Origin of the sequence: Devosia sp. (assembly GCF_028290625.1) — a bacterium.
Classification (GTDB): domain Bacteria; phylum Pseudomonadota; class Alphaproteobacteria; order Rhizobiales; family Devosiaceae; genus Devosia.
This window is the reverse complement of sequence record NZ_JAQGJM010000027.1, coordinates 255,219-276,466: the sequence shown is the minus strand read 5'-3', so window position 1 is coordinate 276,466 and position 21,248 is coordinate 255,219. Positions and strand designations below refer to the sequence as shown.

The following is a 21,248-nucleotide window of genomic DNA, read 5'->3' as shown; positions in this document are numbered from 1 at the left end:
GTCATCCCGGCCAGTCCGGGATGACCCTTGTTGGCAGCGCTGTGCCCCGCCCGCAACAGCGGCCGGGAAACCCGCCCAGACCCCCATAAACCGGCCACATTTTGCCCGGACAAGCGATCGGGACCGCGCCGATGCTGCCTGTGAGCGCTCTGCGAAACGGTCGATATTGTGCCTTCACGATGCGATAAGCTCGGTTTCCTGACTCAGCGGAACAGAGTACAAGGCGCACAAAGGCCGCTTTCAGGGTTCAATTGATGGATTTTCGCATTTCCCCCGATGACCGGGTCGGCGCTCAGGCCAAGCGGGGCGGCAAGCCCGCGCCACAAGCCAAAAGCGGTCGCGATCGGGTCGAACCCTCCATGGGCCAGTCGGTCGGGGTCTTCGTCGATGACGAACGCTCGGGCGGCGCGGGGACGCCACCGCCATCCAACAAAAAAGCCCCCAAGCGCGGCACCGCCAAGCCGCTGCGCGGCAAGGCCCCCAGGAAGCGCCGCTCGCGCACCGGCGGCTTGCTCATGGGCCTGCTCTATTGGGGCTTTATCCTGGGCATCTGGGTTGGTCTCGCGGGCATCGGCGTCGTGGTCTATTATGGCATGCAATTGCCGTCCTCCAACACCTGGGCGGTGCCCGATCGCGCCCCCAATATCCGTATTTTGGCCGCCGATGGCCAACTGATCTCCAATCGCGGCCAGACCGGCGGCGAAGCCACGACCCTGCGTGAGCTGCCAGCCTATGTGCCGGCGGCGTTCATCTCCATCGAAGATCGGCGTTTCTACGAACATTTCGGCGTCGACGTCATCGGCCTCGCTTCGGTGGCGCTGGAAAGCGTCAAGGCCGGCGGGGTCACCCGCGGCGCCTCCACCATCACCCAGCAGCTTGCCAAGAACCTGTTTCTCACCCCCGACCAGACGCTGGGCCGCAAGGTGCAGGAAGCCATTCTGGCCGTTTGGCTGGAACAGAACTATTCCAAGGACGAGATTCTCGAGCTTTATCTCAACCGCGTCTTCTTCGGCCATGGCGCTACCGGCATCGATGCCGCCGCCCAAACCTATTTCGGCAAATCCGCCCGCAATCTGACCCTTGGCGAAGCCGCCATGCTGGCCGGCTCGCTGCAGGCGCCGTCGCGGCTCAATCCCAAGGGTGATCCCGCCGCTACCGCCGCCCGCCAGAAGCTGGTGCTGCAGTCGATGGCCAACGAGGGCTACATCACCTCCGAGGAAGCCTCTGCCGCCCAGATCGATCCGTCCCAGACCGTGCGCACCAAGGTCGCGGGTTCGGAATCCTATGTGGCCGATTGGGTCGAGAGCCTGATGCAGTCCTATATCGGGGACGTCGATACCGACGTGATCGTCTCCACCACGCTCGATTGGCGCCTGCAGAAGGATGCCGAGGTTATCGTGCGCGAAATGGTAGCATCGGAGGGACCAAAGCGTCACTTTACGCAGGGTGCGCTAGTCGCCATGGACGTGGACGGCACCGTGCGCGCCATGGTGGGTGGTGTCGATTACCAGGCCAGCCAGTATAACCGCGCCGTCACCGCCAAGCGCCAGCCCGGCTCCACTTTCAAGCCCTTCGTCTACCTCGCCGCCATGGAAAAGGGCTATACGCCCGACACCTTGGCCGAGGACGCCAAGTTCGATTACAACGGCTGGAGCCCCCGCAATGCCTCGGGCAAATATGCCGGCACGGTGACGCTGCGCCAGGGCCTCGCCTATTCGCTCAACACCGTCACCGCGCGGCTGGCCATCGACGTCACCCCCCAGGTGGTGATCGATACCGCGACCCGCATGGGCATTTCCTCCCCGCTGACCCCGGTCCCCTCGATCGCGCTGGGCACCCAGGAAGTGAATCTGCTCGAACTCACCAGCGCCTACGCCCCCTTCGGCAATGGCGGCATGGGCGTCATCCCCAATGTGATCACCTCGATCAAGACCGTCGATGGCAAGGTGCTGTATGAGGCGAGCAAGGCCGGCCCCGGCCAGGTTATCGCGCCCCATGTGCTGGCCGAAATGAACGATATGCTGGAAACCGCCGTCGAGGTGGGCACCGGCAAGGGCGCCAACCTGAATGGCTGGACCTTTGGCGGCAAGACCGGCACCAGCCAGGAAGCCAAGGACGCCCTGTTCGTCGGCTATACCTCTCACATGGTCACCGGCGTCTGGCTCGGCAACGACGATGCTACCAAGACCACTTTGTCGGGCGGCAACGTGCCGGTGGCGATCTGGAGCCAGTTCATGACCAAGGCCCATGAGGGCCTCGAGGTTCGGCCGATCCCCAATGGCACCTATCAGCCCGATCCTAGCCAGGGCGTGCCCCAGCAGGTCATGGATCCCAATACCGGCCAGCCGATGATCGACCCCGCCACCGGCCAGCCCATGGTGCAATATGTCGATCCGGCCACGGGGCAACCCGTCCAGCCCGGCGCGCAATTGCAGCAGCAGATCGATCCTGCCACCGGCCTGCCCTATGCCCAGATCGACCCGGCGACGGGTCAGCCGGTGCAGGCGCAAATCGACCCGAATACCGGCCAGTTGGTCCAACCGCAGGCACAGATCGATCCGGCCACGGGTCTTCCGGTCCAGCAACAGCAGCAGATCGATCCGGCGACCGGCATGCCGGTCCAGCAGATCGATCCCAATACCGGCATGCCGATCCAGCAGGTTATTCCCAGCGCCGGCCAGCCGGTACCGGGCCAGCCCGATACGCAAATTTATGATGCCAATGGCCAGGTTATCCAGGGCTACCAGGTCGATCCCAACGCGGCCCAGCAGCCGACACAATATGTCGATCCGAATACGGGTCAAACCTATGACGTCCGCGTTGATGCCAATGGCCAGCAAATCCTGGTGCCGCCCGGAACCGTGGGTCAGCAACAGCAGCAGGGTTTCGACCCCAACGCCCAGCAGCCGACGCCCCAGCAAAGCCCGGGCTCGCAACGCACGCTGATGGACCTGATCTTCGGCGATCAGCAGAACTAGCGGTGGCGGTGTCGATCAGACTGGCCCAGGCGGAAGATGTGCCGGCTATCGCCGATCTGATCGATGCCGCCTATCAGCATTACGTGCCCATTATCGGCGGCAAGCCGCGCCCGATGCTGGACGATCACGCGGCCCGGACGGCGCGCGGCGAAAACTTCGTCTGCAAGGACGATGACGCGCTGCTGGCGGTGATTGCGCTGACGCAGGAACAGCCGGCTGCGCTGCACATTTTCAATATTGCCGTTCATCTGGACGCTCAGGGCCGCGGCCTGCTGCGGCAATTGCTGGCTTTCGCCGAAGCCAAGGCGCGCGATGGCGGCCTGCCGCTGCTCACCCTCTACACCAACCAATTGATGACCCGGAACCGCGCCATCTATGCGCGTCTGGGTTTTGCCGAAGTTGGGACTGAGGAGGCGAACGGCTACAAAATCGTCTTCATGCAGCGGCCTGTGGCCATCGCCTGACCACTCTCAGGCCCCATACAGCATCAATTCGCGCCCATGCGCCTTGAGCCAGGCACGCCCGCGTTCCATATCGGGCAGTGTCCGCTTCACCGTGGCCCAGAACTGGTCGGAATGGTTCATCTCCACCAGATGGGCCACCTCATGGGCCGCCACATAATCCAGCACACGCGGCGGCGCGATGATCAACCGCCAGTTGTAATTCAGGTTGCCCGTCGACGAGCACGAACCCCAGCGGCTCGATTGGCTGCGCAGCTTGATCGAACGCACCGTCACGCCGAGCCGCTCGGCATGGACCGCCGTGCGCGCGGCGAGATCGATCGCGGCCTCGGCCTTGAGCCAATCGATCAACCGCCGCGCCTGGTGCGCCGGATCGCCGGGCACCAGCAGCACAGGCACGCCATCCACTTCGCTCAGTTCCACGCGGCCGCGCACCTTGCCGGTGCCGATGATGCGATGCACGACCCCGCGCAGCGGCACCGTGCCGCCATCGCCCAACTCAACCGCCTCGGGCGCCCGCTTCAGCCGCGCCGCCAGCCAGTTGCTGTGCCGCAGCAGGAACGCTTCCGCCTCGACCCATTTGCCATGCGGCGGCAGCGTCAGCACCGGCCCGCTGCTGGGCAGCGACAGCCGATAGCTGCGCGCCCGCGCATGCGTGCGCACCGCCACGCTCACCATGCGCCCGTCGATGGCCAATTGGGTGCTGGTGGGTATTTTTGGTTTGGCTTTGAAAAACACTGCGGGCACGGGACCTTCGGCCGGAGCCGGTGAGAATCATGGGAGCATTGTAAGATGACGGGGATGGATCGCGCCACGCCCTCGTGGTTCGAGGATCGCTGCGCTCCCACCTCACTATGAGGGCTGCTGGGAAATTGCCGTTCTACCAGTAGTCCTCATGGTGAGGTGCGAGCCCTTGCGAGCCTCGAACCACGAGGACGTGCCATCGTACCCCATAAAAAAAGGCGCCCCTCGCGGGACGCCCAGTTATCAATCGTTGGAAAACGACTGCCTCAGGAGGAGACTTCGGAGACTAAAGCTCAGGCGTTGCCGCCGCTGCCCCAGCCATTGTTGTTGTCGCCGTTATTGTCGTCCTTGGGCTCGGTATAGCCCTGGCGGCCGCCGCGGCGTTCGTTCATGAAGCGATCGAATTCTTCGCGGTCCTTGGCCTTGTTGAGGTTGGCCATGTACTCGTGGAAGGCTTCGATTTCCGCATCGAGGCGGGCGCGTTCTTCTTCAAGGCGGCGCAGCTGTTCGGCGCGGTAGTCGTCGAAGGCGGCATTGCCGCTGGACGACTGCGCATAGTGGTGACGCCCGAAGCCGGCATGACGGCTACGGTTGGGCGCGCACCAGTCGCGCCCCTTGTTGAAATAGGCCTGGGCCTTGTCAACCGAGCCGCCGAACTTTTCACCCCACAGGATGTAGGCGAGCACGACGAAGCCAACCGGCCAGAAGAAGATGAAGCCCATGACCATCAAGGCGATGGTGATCGGCGACCATTGAGGTTTGATAAGCGCTGTGTTCATTTCGTTGATCTCTTTCCCAGTCACGAATTCTCCAAAAGTGGCCCCGTACTGGGTAGGATCAAGCATGTGCCCGGGTTTTTTTGGTCTTGAAATCGATTGCTGGCTTTCCTATGCGCCGCGCCAAAACTGACCCGGCAAGCCTTCGAATGAGGAATAAATCGTGACTCTAATGCAAGCCGACGGTCTGCCGCTGCCTTCCACGTGGCGTCCGCTGCGCCTGGAAACCCTGGTGCTGCTGCGCTGGCTGGCCATTGGGGGACAAACCATTGGCGTGCTGTTCGTGGCCTTCGGGCTGGGCTTTCCGGTGCCGCTGCCGGCGTGCCTGGCGCTGATCGGCCTGTCGGTGGGGGTCAATCTCGTGCTGGTGGGGCGTTTCGGCTCGGCCTACCGGCCCACCTCGGTTTTTGCCGCTGGCCAGATCGCCTATGACCTGCTGCAACTCGGGTGCCTGCTGGCGCTGACCGGGGGCCTGCAAAACCCGTTCGCCATTCTGCTGCTGGCCCCGGTGTCGGTCTCGGCCACCACGCTGCCGCAGCAGGCTACGGTGGTGCTGGGCGTGCTCGCGGCGCTGATCGCCACGGTCCTTTCGGTGTTCCACCTGCCACTGCCCTGGGACCCCAGCGAAGCCCTGGTGTTCAATCGCATCTATGTCATCGGCATCTGGGTGTCGCTGATCTGCGGCGTGGTCTTCATCGCCGCCTATACGATGCGCGTCGCCCACGAAGCCCGCCAGATCGGCGATGCCCTCGCGGCCACCGAACTTGCCCTGTCGCGCCGCGAACAGTTGAGTGCCCTGGACGGCCTCGCCGCCGCCGCCGCGCATGAGCTGGGCACGCCGCTCTCCACCATCGCGCTGGCCGCCAAGGAAATGCGCGGCGAAGCGCCTGCCGGCAGCGACCTGGCCGACGATGTCGAGCTGATCATCGAGCAAGCCGCCCGCTGCCGCGCCATCTTGGCCAAGTTGCGCAATCTGGGCTCCGACGATGCTGATCCCTTCGCCGAAGTGCCGCTGACCGACCTGCTCGCCGAAGTCGCCCGCCCCCATGAAGGGCGCGGCAAGGTCATCGCCTTTGCCTCCGAAAAAGCCGCCGGCCCGCCTCCGGTCTTCCACCGCAGCGTTGGCCTGCTCTATGGGCTGGGCAATCTGATCGAAAACGCCACCGATTTCGCCCGCCAGACAGTGCGCATCGAATCCAGCTGGGACCGCTCTGCCATCAGTGTCACCATCACCGACGATGGTCCCGGCTTCGCCCCCGAACTGATCGCGCGGCTGGGCGAGCCCTACCTCACTAGCCGCCCCCGCGACCCGCAGGCCCGTGACGCGCATCTCCCCGGCGGGCTCGGCCTTGGCATTTTCATCGCCAAAACCCTGCTCGAACGCACCGGGGGGCGCCTAGCCTTCCAGAACATCGATCCCGCGGGGCATGCCCAGGTCCGGATTGTGTGGCCCCGCTCGGCGATCGAGCCGGGCATGCGGTAGTTGCCGTTCAAGATCGGCGAATTGCCCCGAACGGCCAATCCCCACCTGGTCATCCCCGCGAAGGCGGGGACCTCTGTTTTTTGGGGTGCCTGGCAACGGAGGTCCCCGCCTTCGCGGGGATGACCCGGTGTATCGGGGGACATAGAGCATGTCGGAAACACAGGCCGACTGTCTGCCCCACTCTGCGACATCCTGCCCCTTGTGACACCGGGTCCGAAACCAGACCTAAATGCTGTGATATCGGCTGTCACAGCCCCGGAGGTTCACCATGGTTCATCTGCATTTTGACGTTTCCGCCACAAACGCTTATGTGAAGTCCATGAGCACGATTGAAGAGCTTCTGGCCACCGACCCGTCCCTCCTGTTGGTGGACGATGACGCCGCATTCCTGCAACGGCTGGAGCGCGCTATGCAGCGCCGTGGCTTTGAGGTGCGCATCGCCGCCACCGTCGCCGCCGGCCTTGCTGCCGTCGCCGAGCGCCCACCCGCCTATGCGGTCGTCGACTTGCGCCTGGAAGACGGCAATGGCCTCGAAGTGGTGCAGGCGCTGCACACCAAGCGCGCCGATGCCCGCGCGGTGGTGCTGACCGGCTATGGCAATATCGCCACCGCCGTCACTGCGGTGAAGCTGGGCGCGGTCGATTATCTTTCCAAGCCCGCCGACGCGGACGACGTCATCAATGCCCTGCTCGCCACCGGCGAGGACAAGCCTGAGCCGCCGGAAAATCCGATGTCGGCCGATCGCGTCCGCTGGGAACACATCCAGCGCGTCTATGAGTTGTGCGACCGCAACGTGTCGGAAACCGCCCGCCGGCTGAACATGCACCGGCGGACGCTGCAGCGTATCCTCGCTAAACGCGCCCCTCGCTAAGCCACGAATAGAGCGTCGAAGCCGCCATAGATCATGCGGGCGCCGTCGAACGGCATCTTCATGGCCTGCATGCGCGCATCGGTCATCATTTTCTTCCCGACGGCGTCGCGCGTCGCCTTGTCCGGATATTCGATCCAGGAAAACACGATCGCTTCATCGTCCTTGGCCGCCACGGCGCGCATGAAGTCCGTCTGCTTGCCCGCCGGCACATCATCGCCCCAGGTCTCGACGATCCGCGTGGCGCCCCACTCCTTGAACAGCTCCGCAGCTTCACGGGCATGGTCGATATAGGCCTGCTTGTTGGCTTTGGGCACGGCGGCGACAAATCCATCCACGTAAGTCATTTCGCTCTCCTCTGCGGTGACATTGTCTCAATGACGAACGAGATGTCCCGGTTGCGACATCGCCCTGCCGGTTATTTGCGCGAAAACGAGGCGGTCCCCCTTTCGCCGTATTGTCAAAGCGTTAGTCTACCAACAGCCGATCAACCCGGGAGCCTGCAATGAGCGTCACCCTGCACTTCCACGGCGCGGCGGGCACCGTCACCGGCTCCTGCTATCGCGTGGTGCATCCCGGCGGGCAGTTCCTCATCGACTGCGGCCTGTTCCAGGGCAATCGCTCGGTGCGCGACCTGAACCTCAAGCCGACCCCGTTCGATCCCACGGCGATCGATTTCCTGCTGCTCACCCACGCCCATATCGACCATGCGGGGCTGCTGCCAAAACTCTATCGCGAGGGCTTTAGAGGCCCGATGTGGATGACCGAGCCGACCGCAGGCCTGCTCGAATATCTGCTGCCCGATAGCGCCAGCATCCAGGAAAGCGAGGCCGAGCGCGAAACCAAGAAACATGCCCGGCGCGGCGAGGAACCCGCCAAGCCGCTCTACACGCTGGAGGATGCCAACGAGGCGCTGCAGCATCGCGAGACGACGGGGTATGCGCAATGGATCACCCCCGGCCCCGGCGTGCGCGCCCGCTACTGGAATGCCGGCCACATTATCGGCTCGGCCTCGGTCGAAGTCGAAGTCATGGATACCGACGGCAAGCCGGTCACCATCCTGTTCTCCGGCGATATCGGCCCCGACGAAAAGGTGTTTTACAAGGAGCCCGAAGGCCCCGCCGGCTTCGACTACATTCTGTCTGAATCCACCTATGGGGGCCGCGAACGCGACGATTACACCCTCGTCCAGCGCCGTGAGAGCCTCAAGACCGAGATCAACGAGGCCCTGCGCCGTGGTGGCAACCTGGTCATCCCCGCCTTCGCGGTCGAGCGCAGCCAGGAATTGCTGCATGACATCGGCTACCTGATCAAGACCGGCGAAATCTCGCCCCAGCTGGTATTCCTCGATAGCCCGCTGGCCAGCAAGGTCACCAGCGTCTACCGCAAATACGCAAAGATGTTCGACGACGTCGAACTCAGCGCCGACGAACTGTTCAACGACCCGCGCTTCCGCATCATCGAGGCGGTCGAGGACAGCAAGGCGATCAACACCATCCGTGGCGGCGCCATCATCATGAGTGCGTCGGGCATGGCCGACGCCGGCCGCATCCAGCATCACCTGCGCAACAACCTGCCGCGTGGCAATGCCACGGTGCTGTTCGTCGGTTACCAGGCCCCCGGCACGCTGGGCCAGGTCATCCAGTCCGGCGCCAAGGAAGTCCGCATCCACGGTACGCTGGTGCCGGTGCGCGCCCGCATTCGCTCCATGGGCAACTACTCTGCCCATGCCGATCATTCCGAGCTGATGGCCTGGATCAAGGAGCGCCTACCTGCTCATGGCGCCATCTTCCTCACTCATGGCGAGGACGAGGAGCGCACCGCCCTGCGCGCCGCTTTGGTGACCAGCGGTCTCGCCGGCGACCAGGTAGTGTTACCCCAGCTCGATGACTTTTTCGAACTGCGCGCCAACGGCATTGCGGCGGTCATTCATCCTGCGACGCCGCGCATCGATCCGGCGCAGATGGCCACCGATTGGCACAACCAGTTCGCCGATTTCACCATCCGTCTCAGCCAGCGGCTGAACACCGCCAGCGATGTCGACAAGTTGCGGGTGATGAAGGAATTGCAGGCGAAGTTGTCCGAACTGGGTGGCGATACGACGCCACCGGTTTCGACGCTCACCGCGCCACGCGAAAGCCAGTCCGTCGACGAATAGACGCCCTCACCCCGAGGGGATTGAACACGCCTGCGGTGGCACATGTTCTCCCACCCACAACCGCGCCTTCCCCCGGACTTGATCCGGGGGCCGCTATCAGGATGGCATGTGCTTTGGAGGCCCGCGGATCAAATCCGCGGGAAGGAACGGTAGGCGGGGCTATCGTCTTCGATACGCCTCTCGTCCCCCCTACTTCGGCCTCGGATCCATCAGCAAATGAATCCGATCCGCCCCCATCCGTGCCAGTTTCAACATCAGCGCCTTGCGCCGCGCCGGGTTCAGGGGGGTATCGGGGCTATTGCGTAAAATCGCCCCGTCATGCCCGTCCGCCACGATCAGCCCCTCGCTTTCGGGAAAAATCGCGGCATCCAGCTCGGGCGGCTTGGCGAAGAAGAACTTATCGGAAAATTCGCGATATTCCGGCCATTTCCGATCCACCTGAAAATCGATCAGGCTGGATTTGATTTCGACGATCCAGATTTCGCCCTTCGGCCCCACGCCCAAAACGTCGGCGCGCCGGCCATTGCGCAGCGGCACCTCGGCATAGCAGGCCATGTCGTAGACTTCGCGCAGCATCCGCATCACCCCGCGCTGCACGCGCAGCGCGGTGGCCGATTGGCGCAGGTCAACGATCGGCGGCAGCTCAGCCATGGCTCGATGCGGGTTCCAGCCCCGCCGTTACTGTGCGCCCCTTTTGCGCCAGCGCCCGGCAGGCGATCAGCCCCAGGATCAGGACCGGCAGGATCACCAGGTACGACGAGCGGATGCCCAGATATTCGGCGACGAAACCCAGCAGCGGGGGCCCGAGAAAAAAGACGATGAACGTCACCTGGCCAAGCGCCGCTACATTGACTGCCGATGGCCTATCGGTGCGTTGCGCCGCCGCCGACACGGCCAGCGGATAGACCGCGCTGCAGCCGGCGCCCATCATCGCAAAGCCCGCCAACGCCACCCAATAGATCGGCGCGAAGGCCACCGCCACAGCGCCTGCAATCGCCAGCCCCATCAGCGTGATCGCGACGGTGCGAGGGCCAAACCGATCGACCACTGGATCGGCGAACAGCCGCATGGCGGCCATGAAACCCGAAAACAGCGTCAGCCCCAGCCCGCCGGTGAACGGATCGACGGCGAACACGTCGCGCATGTAAATGCCCGACCAGTCGATGCCCGCGCCCTCGACGAGGAAGGCCGCGATGCCGATCATGCAGAGCGGCAGCAGTCCCCAATTGGGAAAGGCGATGCGCGGCGTATCGCCCTGATGGGCGCTCGCTCGTGCCGGTGCATTGGTCATGCCCACCATCATCCACAGTCCGACGACGAACACCAAGCCCACCGCGATCAGCAGATGGATTTCGATGGAAATCCCGGCGCCGCGCACGAATGCACCCAGGAGCGCGGTCACGAAAAACCCGAGGCTCCACATCCCGTGGGCCCGGTTCATGTAGCTTTTGCCGAACTGCGCCTCCAGCCGGTCGGTCTGCACGTTGAGGTTGATCTCAAGAGCCCCCGCCAAGAGGCCGGCGACGAACAGCAGGATGAACACGCCCGGCGCCCAGCTCAGCCACGGGATCAGCGCATAGCACGCCGCGGTCCCCAGCACCGTTACCAGCGCCGTCGTGCGCGCACCCAGCCGGTCGATCAGTGGCGCCGAAAAGGTCAGCGAAATCAGCGAGCCGATGGCCATGCCGATCAGTGTCAGGCCCAGTTCGCTCTTGCTGACCTGCAATTGTTCCTGCAGGTCGGGCATGCGCGACAGCAGAGCGCCCAGCGCGAAGGCGAACAGGAAGAAGCAGGCGAAGATGCGGTAGTGCGGCGCGATTTTCATGCCAGTTTCGCCTTGAACTTGGGAGACAGGGCGCCGGCCGCGAACAGACTCACCACCACCAGGGGCAGGCCAATGCCGAAGGCCCAGCGGATGCCTGCATGCTCGGCCACAAAGCCCAGCAGCGGCGGTCCGAGCAGGAAGCCCACGAAGGAGATTTGCGCCAGGGCCGCCACATTGACCGCCGCCGGGCGATCGGTGCGCTGCGCCGCCGCCGACATGGCCAGCGGGAAGATCGCGCTGGTGCCGCAGCCCATCAGCGCAAAGCCGACCAGTGCCATCCACGGCGCATTTGCGAAAAATACCAGCAGCGCCCCGGCGCCGAGCACGCCCAGCAATATGCGCGCCACGGTGACAGGATTGGAGCGCTCGACGAACCCGTCGGCCAGGAACCGCATCAGTGCCTGCGCGCCTGCGCCCAAAGCCACCGCGAAGCCGGCGAGGAACGGCTCGGACTGGAACACGTCGCGCATATAGATCGCCGACCAGTCGATGCCGGCACCCTCCATCATCACCGCCGCCATGGTCACGCAAACCAGCACCAATATGGCTAGTGTGGGCCGGGCGAAACGCGGGCCCTCATCGGTGCTGCCGCCGGTGCGATGCCCGGCCGCCTCGAAGCGGCCCATGATCACGGCGGTGCCGACAAAGATCACCGGCACCATGATCAGCAGGTGCAATTGCGGCGACAGGCCGGTCTGGGCGATCAGCGAGCCGATTAGGCCGGCGCTGAAAAAGCCGATGCTCCAGAAGCCATGCGCCCGGTTCATGATGCGCCGGCCGATGGCGTGCTCGACGCGGTCGGCTTCCAGATTGACGATGACCTCGATCACCCCGATGGTCAGCCCGACCGGCAGCAGCAGGAGGAACAAAGTCAGCGGCGAGGGCGCCCACACCGCCAGCGCGTAAAACACCGCGAGCAGCGGCAGCGCGGTCAGCAGCGCGCGGCGATGGCCGACTTTTTCAATCAACCCGCCCGCAAATGTCAAAGAAATCAGTGTGCCGACGGCAGCGCCGATCAGCGCCAGCCCAAGTGCACCCTCGGCCACGCCCATGGCGCGCTGAATATCCGGCAGGCGCGGGAAAATGCTGCCCATGCAAAATGAATAGACGAAAAAAGCCGCATAGACCCGCAATTGCGGGGGCATGTCGATGCCGAATTTCATGACTGAAAAATAACTCGCGAACCGGAATTGGAGGCGACGCTAACCGGATTCGCCGTGCGGCGAAACAGCGTCTCAAATGCTGTAAAACCGTTTATTGCAACGTTTGAATAAAGGCAATTGCTCGTATGGCTACAATTGCGCGCAGGCTCCGCGGCGCGCGCCGTCACACCATCGCGTAGCTGTCGTCCCGCAACACGCTGACGCCCGCCTCGAAGCTGCGCACGATTTCCAGCCGCCGGAATTGGCCACCCAGCCGGTTTTCGGCGGGCAGGTTCGGCGCCGTCACCCGGTCGCGCCGATCGGGGCCGAAATAGCTCGAGGTTTCGAAATAGGTCAAGTTCGGCCCCACCTGCCGCCCGATCCGCTCGCTCACCCGCTGCTGGGTGAACGGCATGGTGATGATGTCGTCGAACCCCAGATTGATGCAGGCCGAAATGACCTCCACCGAGGTCTTGTCGGAGAAATAGATCATCGGTGAAAACCGCACGCGCCGGCTCGGACAGAAGCGGATTGCCTCGGCAATTTCGCCCAGGCTGGCAATCTGCACCACCGGGGCGAACAGGAAATAGCAGACCGGCGTCTTGTGCGCCTGGCTCTCGGCGGCCTCGATGCCCCCATAGGGCAGTACCGCCGCGAACTTGAGGGTTCGCGCGATATCCGCCAAAGCGGCGCCGGCCCCGGTGGTGGGGCCGATGATGAAAGCGGTGGCATGCATTGAAGGTCGCGTCCCCGACCAAATTTAGTTCCCGCCAGCACGTTACGTCCACCATTGCTAAGAGCGCGCTAACAGGCGGGCTGGTTTGTACACGGATGACAATCCGCGCGTGCTATTTGCCCTGATGCAACGGCCGCTCGCCGCGAAACAGCGGCGCATTATCACGCATCAGCGCGGCGATGCGGTCGCCGATGGTGCGCACGGCCAGACTATGGCGCTCCTCGTGATGGCTCACCAGCCATTGGTCGGTGCGCAATTCGCCGATCAGTGGTGCCACCCGGATCAGCCGCTCATCGCTATCGCCCACGAAGCACGGCAACACCGACAGCCCCGCGCCAGCCGCCACCAGTTCCTTGACGCTCATGGCGTCATTGCCACGCACCCCGATACGATCGCCATGACGCGCCTCGATCCAGCGCGCCGAAGCAGTCTGGGCTCCCTCGCCAGCCACGCCGACGAACAGGCCGGCGGCTACGCCATTGATCAGTTCACGTCCAGAATAGAGCCCATAGGCGACGCTGCCGATCTGCCGGCCGGCCAGCCATTGCTCGGTCGGCCGCTGATTGCGGATGCCCAGGTCGGCATTGCGGCGCCCGATATCCACCTTCTCATTGGCGGTCACCAGTTCCAGCCCGAACCGGTCGGCGACGGTCCACACCCTGCCGATATGGCGCGACACGAAGGCTGAGGTCCATGGTCCCGCCGATAGCCGCACGATGCGGTCGCGCAGGTTGCCTTCCTTCCACCGCGTCAGCGACAGCATGGCGGCCTCCACATCCTCGGCGCGCGCCAGCAGGTCTTCGCCCGCGCTGGTCAGTCGATAGCCCTGCTGCGAGCGGTGAAACAGCGGCTCGCCAATTTGCCGCTCGAGCGCATTGACGCGCCGGCCCAGTGTCGCCGCGCTGAGGCCGGTGGTCGCCGTCGCGGCGCTCAGCCCGCCCAGCCGCGCGACATCAAGAAACACCCTCAGGTCGTCCCAGCCAAAGTCCATTTTTCAATTCTGCAAAGCTCATTGCGTTCCTGACCATAGCGGTAGCGCTGTAATCCGGGCAAGTATGTCCCTGCGGCGCGACACAGCGCCAAACCATCTCCGGCAAAACAGCACTATTGAAAAACCGGCCCAGGGCCGGCGCTGGCCTTGCCATGCCGAAAATTCAGGAGATTTTCCATGCTGCAAAACCTCATCGCCCGCTATCGCATCTGGCAATTGCGGCTCGATACCACGCGATACCTCGAAAGCGCCGACGACCGGATGCTGGCCGATATGGGCATCGAGCGCGACGCCATCAGGATCATTGCCCGCCGCAATGCCAAGGCCGCCCAGCAGGCCCGTACCGCGACCCCTGCAACCAGTTGCGACGAGGCCGATTGTGGTCTGGTCGCCTGAAACGAGGAGAACCACAATGCAGATCAACACACTCGGCCCATTTGGTCCCGTCAGCCGCCTCACCCTGGGCGGCGGCGGCATCGGCCAGCTCTGGGGCGAGGCCTCGGACACCGACTCGGTCGATACGCTGCGCCGCGCGGTGGATGCCGGCATCGACCTCATTGATACCGCGCCCGGCTACAAGAATTGCGAGAAGATGGTTGCCAAGGCCTTCGGCGGCAAACTGCCCGACGGCGTGCGCATCACCACCAAGTATGGCCTGGGCACGCCGCCGGCGAGCGAGGTCTATGATCGCTTGCGGGCTTCGCTCGACGCGAGCCTTGCCGCCATGCGGCTACCGCGCGTCGACCTGATGATCCTGCACAGCGAAATCCGACCCGACGATTTCGAATATCGCGCCGGCCAACCGCCCAAGGACATCCGCTCCACGAGCCTCAGCCTCTATCGCCAGGCGGTGGTGCCAGCTTTCGAGCGGCTGGTCTCGGAGGGTTTAATCGGCGCCTGGGGCATTACCGGGATCAACCACGCCGCCGCCACCGTGGACGCAATGTCTTCCGGCCCACGCCCCGCCGTGGTCCAGGCGATCGCCAATCTGATGGATAGCCCCGGCGAGATGAACGGCACTGGCCTCGCGCCGCGCCCACGAGACGTCATTACAGCCGCCAAAACCCATGGCGTCGGCGTCATGGGTGTCCGCGCCGTGCAGGCTGGCGCCCTGACGTCCGGGATCGACCGCCCCGAACAAAGCCCCACCAGCGCCGACTTCGACCGCGCCGCATCCTATCGCGCGCTGTGCAAGCAATGGGGCGAGGACCCGGCCATCATTGCCCACCGCTATGCCGTCGGCGTGGACGGCGTCGATACGCTGGTGCTGGGGGTCAAGAACGTTGCCGAACTGGAGCAGGCGCTCGACGCCGAGCGTCAAGGCCCGCTCGATGCCGAGCAGGTTGCCGCCATCGACGCGCTGGGTTTGCGCCTCTGAAAATAAATGGGCCGCCCCCAAGGAGCGGCCCATTCATAATCTGTATTCTCGTTCAGATTTGTTCGATGCAGACCGAAGTGGTGCCGCGATTGCGGAAGCCAAGCTTGGATGCGGCACCGGCCGACAGATCGATAATGCGGCGGCCATGGAAGGGGCCACGATCGTTGATGGTCACGATCACCGCATTACCGGTGCGCTGGTCGGTAACGCGCAATTTGGTGCCGAAGGGCAGCGAGCGATGGGCCGCCGTCATGGCATTCTGGTTGAAGATCTGGCCGGAGGCGGCGCGGTGGCCATTGAAGCCGGGGCCGTACCAGGAGGCGCCGCCGCATTGGGCAAAGGCACCAGCAGTGGACATTGTCAGGACTGCAGCAGCAAGTGCAGCGGCGAACACGGTCTTTTTGATCAAGCGTCTAGTCTCTCTTCAGTTGTTCCTGAACAGAGGCTTAATGGCGGGCCGGGGCCACAATGTGGGCCAATTGCCATAATGACCCTCCGGCCCCGATCTGTTGCCGATAAGGCGCGGTAAATCGCGTTACCATTGGTTAATATGCCGGCCAAGACTCTGCTGGGCGCAGGATATGAATCTAAAATCAAACCCCATCGGCGTATGGAGCGCACGGATTCCGCCCGTGGCGAAATTGGATTTGCGTCGTGCGACTTTGTGGCAACAGTTCCGCGCTTAGGGCCGGCCACCCGCACTTTTTGCAAGGTTCCAGCAGAACTTTGGGCAGTTTTGGGGCCGTCCATGCCTGAATAAGGCACGATTGTGACGCCCACTACGGCGCCTAAACGCCAAAAACCGTGGATTGCGGCTTCCGCGCCCGCGCTGCTCCAAGCAATATGGCGCCCGAGTCGCCAATGAGCGACGGGGGACGTCATGACACTTGCCACAACATTCATTCTTATCGGCCGTATTGTCTTCGGCCTGTTTTTCCTGATCGCCGGCCTGCGCAACTTCGCCGGTTTCAAAACGCGCATTCCGTCAAAGACCAATTACGGCTGGGACCTGCCGCCGCCCATCGTGGCCCTGGGCTTCGCCATGCAACTAATCGGCGGGCTGTCGCTCGTGCTTGGCTTCTGGACCATCTATGGCGCCGCGCTGCTAATCGTCTTCCTCGTGCTGGCCACGGCGATGTACCACAATCTCTTCCTGTTCCACGGCAAGGAGCGCGACCCGCATCTCTATCTGGTGCTGGTCAACATTACCCTCGCCGCCGGCCTGCTGCAGATCATCGGCCTCTCGCTCTAGTTTTTCGCATCGCCTCGGCACGGGCTTGACGGCCTCGCACTATCGTGGATATAAGTTATCCACGATAGGAGATGTCCATGAAACTCGGCGACGGTGTCGAACAAGCCATCCACAGCGTTCTGGTATTGTCGGGCCTCGCGGCTGACGGTGTCCTCGCCGCCGCGGCTCTGGCCGAATATCACGGTGTTTCCACCAGCTATCTGCTCAAGCATCTGCAGGCTCTGGCCGGTGCCGGCATTCTGCAGTCAGTCCCGGGTCCCAAGGGCGGCTACCGCCTGGCTCGGCCCGCCGACAAGATTTCACTGCTCGATATCGTGCTTGCCGTCGAAGGCGCGGCACCGGCCTTTCGCTGCGCCGAAATCCGCCAGCGCGGCCCGTTCCCCCTGGCGCCGGAATTCTCCAAGGCGCCCTGCGCTGTGAACGCCGCCATGCTCAAAGCCGAGCAGGCCTACCGCGCCGAACTGCGCAAGGTCAGCCTCGCCGATCTCGAAACCGACAAGGCCACCCCGCTCGGCGCCGCCATCAACCAGCGCAGCTGCGCTTTCCTCGATCGCCACGAACGGCGCCAACCCCATCCCAACTGAAGGACTTTCTTATGCAAGCTCGCATCGATTTCTACGCCGCCGCGCCCGAAGCCACCAAGGCCGTCTCCGCGCTCGACCGCTACGTGGTCAAGGATAGCGGCCTGCCGCACCACCTCATCCACCTGATCAAGCTGCGCGCCTCCCAGCTCAATGGCTGCGCCTTCTGCGTTGACATGCACGTCAAGGAAGCCCGCCGCGGCGGCATGGGCGAGCAGTGGATCAACCTGGTCTCCGCCTGGCAGGAATCCCCAGTCTATAGCGCCGAGGAACGCGCCGTTCTGGGCTGGACCGAAGCCCTGACTTTGCTGGCCGATACCCGCGCGCCGGACGCCGATTTCCAGGCCCTCAAGGCGCATTTCTCCGACGAGGACATCACCAAGATCACCGTCGCCATCGGCGCCATCAATGTCTGGAACCGCCTCGCCGTCGGCCTGCGCAGCCAGCACCCGATCGATAAACCCGCTATCGCCGCCTGACCTTTTCGACCTATCGCCGGCGCTTTGTGACGCCTGTCGTGGCGGCCCGACCCCCGCGCCGCCACGACACCTCCCCGGGGGGAGGGAAATTACCCGCCGGATCGGCTAGAATGTGTCATGGCACCAAAACGGCAGCGGGGCAGGCCGCCCCATGATGATCGCCTGACCCCCGCCGAATGGCGGGTGGTGCACGCTGCCCAGCACGGCATGAGCAATCGCCAGATCGCCCGGCGGCGCGGCATCAGCCTGGACGCGGTCAAGTTCCACCTCGCCAATATCATGGGCAAGCTTGGCCTCGCTGACCGGCAGGCGCTGCGCCACTGGTTTGCCGTGCCCGCCGCCAGCGCCCTCAATGCAAGGACAACCCCCATGCCCGATCCCGTCCAGCTTGGCCCCATCGGCCAGGTCTCGCGCAGCGTCGCCGATATTGCGGCCGCCACCGCCTTCTACCGCGACGTGCTCGGCCTGCCCCACCTCTATACCTATGGCGACCTGGCGTTTTTCGATTGCGGCGGCCTGCGGCTTTACCTGCAACAGCAGGCGGCCCCGTCGCTGTCGGAATCCGTGCTCTATTTCCAGGTGCCCGATATTCTTGCCGCCCATGCGGCGCTCGCGGCCCGCGGCGCCGTCTTCACCGCCGCCCCGCATCGCATCCACACCCACCCTGATGGCACCGAGGAATGGATGGCCTTCTTCGCCGACCCCGAGGGGCGTCCGCTCGCCATCATGGCGCAGGCCAGGCCGGCCTGACGCGATATTCAAAATTGAATGGCAGCCCGGATGATTTGGCGGAAAGCCAAACATATGTGTGTGGAGTACATCGGGTCATCACCTGAAAGGACACGCCATGACCCTCGCTGCCGCATCTACCGAAACGCCTGTATCTCTCGATGCCAACGTCATCTGGTTCCAGCGCCTCGAAGGCGCCGTCATGCTGGGTGCCAGCGTTGCGGCCTATACCTGGCTCGGACAATCCTGGCTGGTCTTCGGCGTTTTGCTGCTTGCGCCAGACCTTGCCATGCTGGGCTATCTTCGCTCCTTCCGCGCCGGCACGCTGAGCTACAATCTGGTGCACAACTATGTCGGCCCTGCGCTGCTGGCCATGCTCGGACTGCTCGTCGGCCCTTGGGCTTTCGGCTTGGCTGCCATCTGGGTCGCCCATATCGGCATGGACCGCATGATCGGCTACGGCCTCAAGCTCAGCACCGGGCTCGGCGACACGCATCTCGGTCGCAAGGGCAAAGCCCGCTAACGCCACTGGAACGCCTTGGCGGCTCGGCCATTATGCCGCCATGGCTTATGAACTTTACTATTGGACCGGCATCCAGGGCCGCGGCGAATATATCCGTCTGGCGCTAGAGGAGGCCGGGGCGCCCTACCACGACATGGCGCGCGAGCAGGGCGATGGCGTCATCGAGGCGCTGACCAAAAAGGCGCAAACGCCCTCCTTCGCGCCGCCATTCCTCAAAGATGGCGACCTGATCCTCGGCCAGGCCTCCGCCATTCTGCTCTATCTCGGCGACCGGCTCGATCTCGCGCCCAAAGACCCCCGTCTGCGCCTCTGGACCCTTCAGATCCAGCTCACCATCGCCGACCTCGTGACCGAGGGGCACGACGCGCATCATCCCCTCGGTGCCGATTTCTACTACGAAGACCAGAAACCCGAATCGAGGCGCCGCGCCGCCGATTTCCGCCGGCAGCGCGTTCCCAAATTCCTCGACTGGTTCGAAACCATCCTGGCCCGCAATCCCAGGGGTTCGGCCCATCTGGTCGGCGCCCGCCTGAGCTATGCCGACCTGTCACTGTTCCAGATTGTCGAAGGGCTCGACTACGCTTTCCCCAAGCTGATGGCGCGGATCGGCGGGGACTACCCAAAAGTCCGCGCCTTGCATGATGCCGTTGCCGAACGCCCCAATATCAAGGCCTATCTGCAAAGCGAACGCCGCCTGCCGGGCAATGAGGACGACCTGTTTCGGCACTATCCAGAGCTGGACGCCTAGGCCTTCACCACCCGATAATCCATATGCGTGGCGAACCGCGTAGGGCGTGCACCGACAGGGTCGAGCTTTGCCGTCAATCCATCCCAGAGCCGCTCGCCGGCGCCGATGATCACCGGCGCGATCTGCAGGTGAAGCTGCTCGATCGCCCCGCTATTGAGATAATGCCGCGTGGTGCTGACGCCGCCTGCCACCGCCACGTCGCGCTCGCCCGCCGCCTCCCGGGCACGCGCCAGGGCGACTTCCTGGCCCTCGGTGACGAAATGAAATGTCGTGCCGCCCTCCATTTCGATGGCTGGGCGCGCATAGTGGGTGAGCACGAAAACCGGTGCGTGATAAGGCGGATTGGGACCCCACCAGCCCTTCCACTCAAGTTCCCACACATCCGGTCCGGGGGCCGCGAACATGTTCCGGCCCATGATGAAGGCGCCATAATTGGTGATGGCGGTGAGTTCGGCCCGGTTGTTGTCGGCGTCCTCGAACATCCAGCGGCCCAGCTGTGACGGGTCGACGCTCCCAAACGGGCGTTCCCTTGTCTGGTTGAGGCCGGTGCCGAACCCGTCCAGCGACAGCATCATATGGGCTTGAACCTGCTGAGCCATTTTCCGCTCCAATACTTAAGTATTTAATTAACCAATAGGATAGTGCCATTCGATTGTCAAGCGAACGCCTAATTGTTTATGACTTCGCCCTTGGCGTCAGCCCATACAAAAACAACTGCTCCAGATACCGCGCCGCGTCCTCGAAGCGGCCTTCGCCGCCGCGGCTGGGCCCCAGCACGGCGCGCACCTGCACGTCGAAATCGGCATAGTGCTGCGTTGTCGCCCAGATCGAAAAGATCAGGTGATAGGGATCGGTGCGCGCCAGCTTCCCCTCGTCCATCCAGCCCAGCAAAATCCCTGCCTTCTCATCGACCAGGTTCTTCAGATCGATTTCGATCATCTCGATGATATGCGGCGCGCCCTGCAGCATCTCATTGGCGAACAGCCGGCTTTCGCGCGGATAGTCGCGCGCCATTTCCAGCTTGCGCCGAATATAGGAGCGGATTTCGGGGAACGGATCGCCTTTCGCATCCATCTCGCGCAGAGGCGCCAGCCAGGTCACCAACAGCTCGCTGATCAGCCGGCGGTGGATCTCTTCCTTGCGCGGAAAATAATACAGCAAGTTGGGTTTGCTCATCCCCGCCACCTCGGCGATCTGGTCGATGGTGGAGCCACGAAAGCCGTGCACCGCGAACACTTCGAGCGCAGCCTCGAGGATCACGTTCTGCTTTTCCCGTTGGATGCGGGTCAGCGGTCGCGGCTTGGCGCCGGCTTTCCCCAGGGGCTTGCCGTCTCGTTCGATGAGTGCGGACGTGTCGGCGTTTTTCACCTTGGTGGGAACCATTTTCGCCTTGCGG

The 21,248-nt window shown here is 63.8% G+C and carries 24 protein-coding genes; 13 read left to right on the top strand and 11 right to left on the bottom strand.

Annotation, left to right across the window (positions count from 1 at the left end; translation table 11 throughout):
- Positions 1-254: 254 nt before the first annotated feature.
- Together JWR51_RS15645 and JWR51_RS15640 are read left to right on the top strand one after the other, a co-directional pair.
- Positions 255-2,978, top strand: coding sequence for a PBP1A family penicillin-binding protein (locus JWR51_RS15645; protein WP_299749339.1), 2,724 nt, complete (start codon positions 255-257; stop codon positions 2,976-2,978).
- Between the two features lie 8 nt (positions 2,979-2,986).
- On the top strand, positions 2,987-3,442 hold the full coding sequence (locus JWR51_RS15640) for a GNAT family N-acetyltransferase (protein ID WP_299749336.1): 456 nt from the start codon (positions 2,987-2,989) through the stop codon (positions 3,440-3,442).
- 6 nt (positions 3,443-3,448) lie between these two features.
- Here the strand turns inward: JWR51_RS15640 and JWR51_RS15635 are convergent, their stop codons facing one another.
- Together JWR51_RS15635 and JWR51_RS15630 are read right to left on the bottom strand one after the other, a co-directional pair.
- A complete protein-coding gene (locus JWR51_RS15635) occupies positions 3,449-4,186 on the bottom strand; it encodes a SprT family zinc-dependent metalloprotease (RefSeq protein ID WP_299749333.1) in 738 nt (245 codons plus the stop codon).
- Between the two features lie 290 nt (positions 4,187-4,476).
- Positions 4,477-4,962, bottom strand: a complete 486-nt coding sequence (locus JWR51_RS15630; RefSeq protein ID WP_299749331.1) for a DUF2852 domain-containing protein — start codon at positions 4,960-4,962, stop codon at positions 4,477-4,479.
- A gap of 169 nt (positions 4,963-5,131) precedes the next feature.
- On the opposite strand from JWR51_RS15630, the gene JWR51_RS15625 reads away from it, so the two are divergent.
- Together JWR51_RS15625 and JWR51_RS15620 are read left to right on the top strand one after the other, a co-directional pair.
- Complete coding sequence (locus JWR51_RS15625; protein ID WP_299749396.1) at positions 5,132-6,442, top strand: ActS/PrrB/RegB family redox-sensitive histidine kinase; 1,311 nt, start codon at positions 5,132-5,134, stop codon at positions 6,440-6,442.
- A gap of 319 nt (positions 6,443-6,761) precedes the next feature.
- Positions 6,762-7,313: an ActR/PrrA/RegA family redox response regulator transcription factor gene (locus JWR51_RS15620; RefSeq protein WP_299728353.1), complete on the top strand. Its 552-nt coding sequence runs from the start codon at positions 6,762-6,764 to the stop codon at positions 7,311-7,313.
- Here JWR51_RS15620 and JWR51_RS15615 read toward each other — a convergent pair.
- Positions 7,310-7,657, bottom strand: a complete 348-nt coding sequence (locus JWR51_RS15615) for a DUF1428 domain-containing protein (RefSeq protein ID WP_299749328.1) — start codon at positions 7,655-7,657, stop codon at positions 7,310-7,312. The two genes, JWR51_RS15620 and JWR51_RS15615, sit on opposite strands and share 4 nt — an antisense overlap.
- A 158-nt stretch (positions 7,658-7,815) precedes the next feature.
- Between JWR51_RS15615 and JWR51_RS15610 the strand changes: the two genes are divergently transcribed.
- On the top strand, positions 7,816-9,468 hold the full coding sequence (locus JWR51_RS15610) for an MBL fold metallo-hydrolase (RefSeq protein ID WP_299749325.1): 1,653 nt from the start codon (positions 7,816-7,818) through the stop codon (positions 9,466-9,468).
- A gap of 189 nt (positions 9,469-9,657) precedes the next feature.
- Here JWR51_RS15610 and JWR51_RS15605 read toward each other — a convergent pair whose 3' ends face one another.
- The 5 genes from JWR51_RS15605 to JWR51_RS15585 form a co-directional block, all read right to left on the bottom strand.
- A complete protein-coding gene (locus JWR51_RS15605; protein ID WP_299749322.1) occupies positions 9,658-10,119 on the bottom strand; it encodes an MmcB family DNA repair protein in 462 nt (153 codons plus the stop codon).
- Positions 10,112-11,293, bottom strand: a complete 1,182-nt coding sequence (locus tag JWR51_RS15600; RefSeq protein WP_299749319.1) for an MFS transporter — start codon at positions 11,291-11,293, stop codon at positions 10,112-10,114. Before JWR51_RS15600 ends, JWR51_RS15605 begins: the two co-directional genes overlap by 8 nt.
- Positions 11,290-12,456 (bottom strand): MFS transporter, encoded by a 1,167-nt coding sequence (locus JWR51_RS15595; RefSeq protein ID WP_299749315.1) that lies wholly within the window; start codon positions 12,454-12,456, stop codon positions 11,290-11,292. Before JWR51_RS15595 ends, JWR51_RS15600 begins: the two co-directional genes overlap by 4 nt.
- A 163-nt stretch (positions 12,457-12,619) precedes the next feature.
- Positions 12,620-13,171 carry a hypothetical protein gene (locus JWR51_RS15590; protein ID WP_299749312.1) on the bottom strand — a complete coding sequence of 184 codons (552 nt, stop codon included), beginning with the start codon at positions 13,169-13,171 and terminating at the stop codon, positions 12,620-12,622.
- A gap of 112 nt (positions 13,172-13,283) precedes the next feature.
- Positions 13,284-14,162 carry a LysR family transcriptional regulator gene (locus tag JWR51_RS15585; RefSeq protein ID WP_299749310.1) on the bottom strand — a complete coding sequence of 293 codons (879 nt, stop codon included), beginning with the start codon at positions 14,160-14,162 and terminating at the stop codon, positions 13,284-13,286.
- Between the two features lie 177 nt (positions 14,163-14,339).
- On the opposite strand from JWR51_RS15585, the gene JWR51_RS15580 reads away from it, so the two are divergent.
- Both JWR51_RS15580 and JWR51_RS15575 read left to right on the top strand, forming a co-directional pair.
- Positions 14,340-14,558 (top strand): hypothetical protein, encoded by a 219-nt coding sequence (locus tag JWR51_RS15580; protein WP_299749307.1) that lies wholly within the window; start codon positions 14,340-14,342, stop codon positions 14,556-14,558.
- Positions 14,559-14,574: 16 nt separating this feature from the next.
- Complete coding sequence (locus JWR51_RS15575) at positions 14,575-15,540, top strand: aldo/keto reductase (protein ID WP_299749304.1); 966 nt, start codon at positions 14,575-14,577, stop codon at positions 15,538-15,540.
- Positions 15,541-15,592: 52 nt separating this feature from the next.
- Here the strand turns inward: JWR51_RS15575 and JWR51_RS15570 are convergent, their stop codons facing one another.
- Positions 15,593-15,949, bottom strand: a complete 357-nt coding sequence (locus JWR51_RS15570) for a septal ring lytic transglycosylase RlpA family protein (protein WP_299749301.1) — start codon at positions 15,947-15,949, stop codon at positions 15,593-15,595.
- Positions 15,950-16,420: 471 nt separating this feature from the next.
- Here JWR51_RS15570 and JWR51_RS15565 point away from each other — a divergent pair, with 471 nt between their 5' ends.
- The 6 genes from JWR51_RS15565 to JWR51_RS15540 all read left to right on the top strand — a co-directional run bounded on the left by JWR51_RS15565 (position 16,421) and on the right by JWR51_RS15540 (position 19,852).
- On the top strand, positions 16,421-16,792 hold the full coding sequence (locus JWR51_RS15565) for a DoxX family protein (RefSeq protein ID WP_299749298.1): 372 nt from the start codon (positions 16,421-16,423) through the stop codon (positions 16,790-16,792).
- A 77-nt stretch (positions 16,793-16,869) separates the two neighbouring features.
- Positions 16,870-17,376, top strand: a complete 507-nt coding sequence (locus tag JWR51_RS15560) for an Rrf2 family transcriptional regulator (RefSeq protein ID WP_299749296.1) — start codon at positions 16,870-16,872, stop codon at positions 17,374-17,376.
- Positions 17,377-17,387: 11 nt separating this feature from the next.
- Positions 17,388-17,852, top strand: a complete 465-nt coding sequence (locus tag JWR51_RS15555) for a carboxymuconolactone decarboxylase family protein (RefSeq protein ID WP_299749293.1) — start codon at positions 17,388-17,390, stop codon at positions 17,850-17,852.
- Positions 17,853-17,969: 117 nt separating this feature from the next.
- Positions 17,970-18,602 (top strand): LuxR C-terminal-related transcriptional regulator, encoded by a 633-nt coding sequence (locus tag JWR51_RS15550; protein ID WP_299749290.1) that lies wholly within the window; start codon positions 17,970-17,972, stop codon positions 18,600-18,602.
- 97 nt (positions 18,603-18,699) lie between these two features.
- Positions 18,700-19,104 (top strand): DUF4260 domain-containing protein, encoded by a 405-nt coding sequence (locus JWR51_RS15545; RefSeq protein WP_299749287.1) that lies wholly within the window; start codon positions 18,700-18,702, stop codon positions 19,102-19,104.
- A 40-nt stretch (positions 19,105-19,144) separates the two neighbouring features.
- Positions 19,145-19,852: a glutathione S-transferase gene (locus tag JWR51_RS15540; RefSeq protein ID WP_299749284.1), complete on the top strand. Its 708-nt coding sequence runs from the start codon at positions 19,145-19,147 to the stop codon at positions 19,850-19,852.
- Here the strand turns inward: JWR51_RS15540 and JWR51_RS15535 are convergent.
- Positions 19,849-20,451, bottom strand: coding sequence for a dihydrofolate reductase family protein (locus tag JWR51_RS15535; protein WP_299749281.1), 603 nt, complete (start codon positions 20,449-20,451; stop codon positions 19,849-19,851). The genes JWR51_RS15540 and JWR51_RS15535 overlap by 4 nt on opposite strands.
- Before the next feature lie 76 nt (positions 20,452-20,527).
- Positions 20,528-21,235, bottom strand: coding sequence for a TetR family transcriptional regulator C-terminal domain-containing protein (locus JWR51_RS15530; protein WP_299749278.1), 708 nt, complete (start codon positions 21,233-21,235; stop codon positions 20,528-20,530).
- Positions 21,236-21,248 lie beyond the last annotated feature (13 nt).

What these genes read in the sequence shown, in the direction of transcription:
- JWR51_RS15645 (WP_299749339.1), top strand. Translation starts at nt 255, where the DNA reads ATGGATTTTCGCATTTCCCCCGATGACCGGGTCGGCGCTCAGGCCAAG.
- JWR51_RS15630 (WP_299749331.1), bottom strand. Translation starts at nt 4,962, where the DNA reads ATGAACACAGCGCTTATCAAACCTCAATGGTCGCCGATCACCATCGCC.
- JWR51_RS15625 (WP_299749396.1), top strand. Translation starts at nt 5,132, where the DNA reads ATGCAAGCCGACGGTCTGCCGCTGCCTTCCACGTGGCGTCCGCTGCGC.
- JWR51_RS15620 (WP_299728353.1), top strand. Translation starts at nt 6,762, where the DNA reads ATGAGCACGATTGAAGAGCTTCTGGCCACCGACCCGTCCCTCCTGTTG.
- JWR51_RS15615 (WP_299749328.1), bottom strand. Translation starts at nt 7,657, where the DNA reads ATGACTTACGTGGATGGATTTGTCGCCGCCGTGCCCAAAGCCAACAAG.
- JWR51_RS15610 (WP_299749325.1), top strand. Translation starts at nt 7,816, where the DNA reads ATGAGCGTCACCCTGCACTTCCACGGCGCGGCGGGCACCGTCACCGGC.
- JWR51_RS15605 (WP_299749322.1), bottom strand. Translation starts at nt 10,119, where the DNA reads ATGGCTGAGCTGCCGCCGATCGTTGACCTGCGCCAATCGGCCACCGCG.
- JWR51_RS15600 (WP_299749319.1), bottom strand. Translation starts at nt 11,293, where the DNA reads ATGAAAATCGCGCCGCACTACCGCATCTTCGCCTGCTTCTTCCTGTTC.
- JWR51_RS15595 (WP_299749315.1), bottom strand. Translation starts at nt 12,456, where the DNA reads ATGAAATTCGGCATCGACATGCCCCCGCAATTGCGGGTCTATGCGGCT.
- JWR51_RS15590 (WP_299749312.1), bottom strand. Translation starts at nt 13,171, where the DNA reads ATGCATGCCACCGCTTTCATCATCGGCCCCACCACCGGGGCCGGCGCC.
- JWR51_RS15585 (WP_299749310.1), bottom strand. Translation starts at nt 14,162, where the DNA reads ATGGACTTTGGCTGGGACGACCTGAGGGTGTTTCTTGATGTCGCGCGG.
- JWR51_RS15580 (WP_299749307.1), top strand. Translation starts at nt 14,340, where the DNA reads ATGCTGCAAAACCTCATCGCCCGCTATCGCATCTGGCAATTGCGGCTC.
- JWR51_RS15575 (WP_299749304.1), top strand. Translation starts at nt 14,575, where the DNA reads ATGCAGATCAACACACTCGGCCCATTTGGTCCCGTCAGCCGCCTCACC.
- JWR51_RS15565 (WP_299749298.1), top strand. Translation starts at nt 16,421, where the DNA reads ATGACACTTGCCACAACATTCATTCTTATCGGCCGTATTGTCTTCGGC.
- JWR51_RS15560 (WP_299749296.1), top strand. Translation starts at nt 16,870, where the DNA reads ATGAAACTCGGCGACGGTGTCGAACAAGCCATCCACAGCGTTCTGGTA.
- JWR51_RS15555 (WP_299749293.1), top strand. Translation starts at nt 17,388, where the DNA reads ATGCAAGCTCGCATCGATTTCTACGCCGCCGCGCCCGAAGCCACCAAG.
- JWR51_RS15550 (WP_299749290.1), top strand. Translation starts at nt 17,970, where the DNA reads ATGGCACCAAAACGGCAGCGGGGCAGGCCGCCCCATGATGATCGCCTG.
- JWR51_RS15545 (WP_299749287.1), top strand. Translation starts at nt 18,700, where the DNA reads ATGACCCTCGCTGCCGCATCTACCGAAACGCCTGTATCTCTCGATGCC.
- JWR51_RS15540 (WP_299749284.1), top strand. Translation starts at nt 19,145, where the DNA reads ATGGCTTATGAACTTTACTATTGGACCGGCATCCAGGGCCGCGGCGAA.
- JWR51_RS15535 (WP_299749281.1), bottom strand. Translation starts at nt 20,451, where the DNA reads ATGGCTCAGCAGGTTCAAGCCCATATGATGCTGTCGCTGGACGGGTTC.
- JWR51_RS15530 (WP_299749278.1), bottom strand. Translation starts at nt 21,235, where the DNA reads ATGGTTCCCACCAAGGTGAAAAACGCCGACACGTCCGCACTCATCGAA.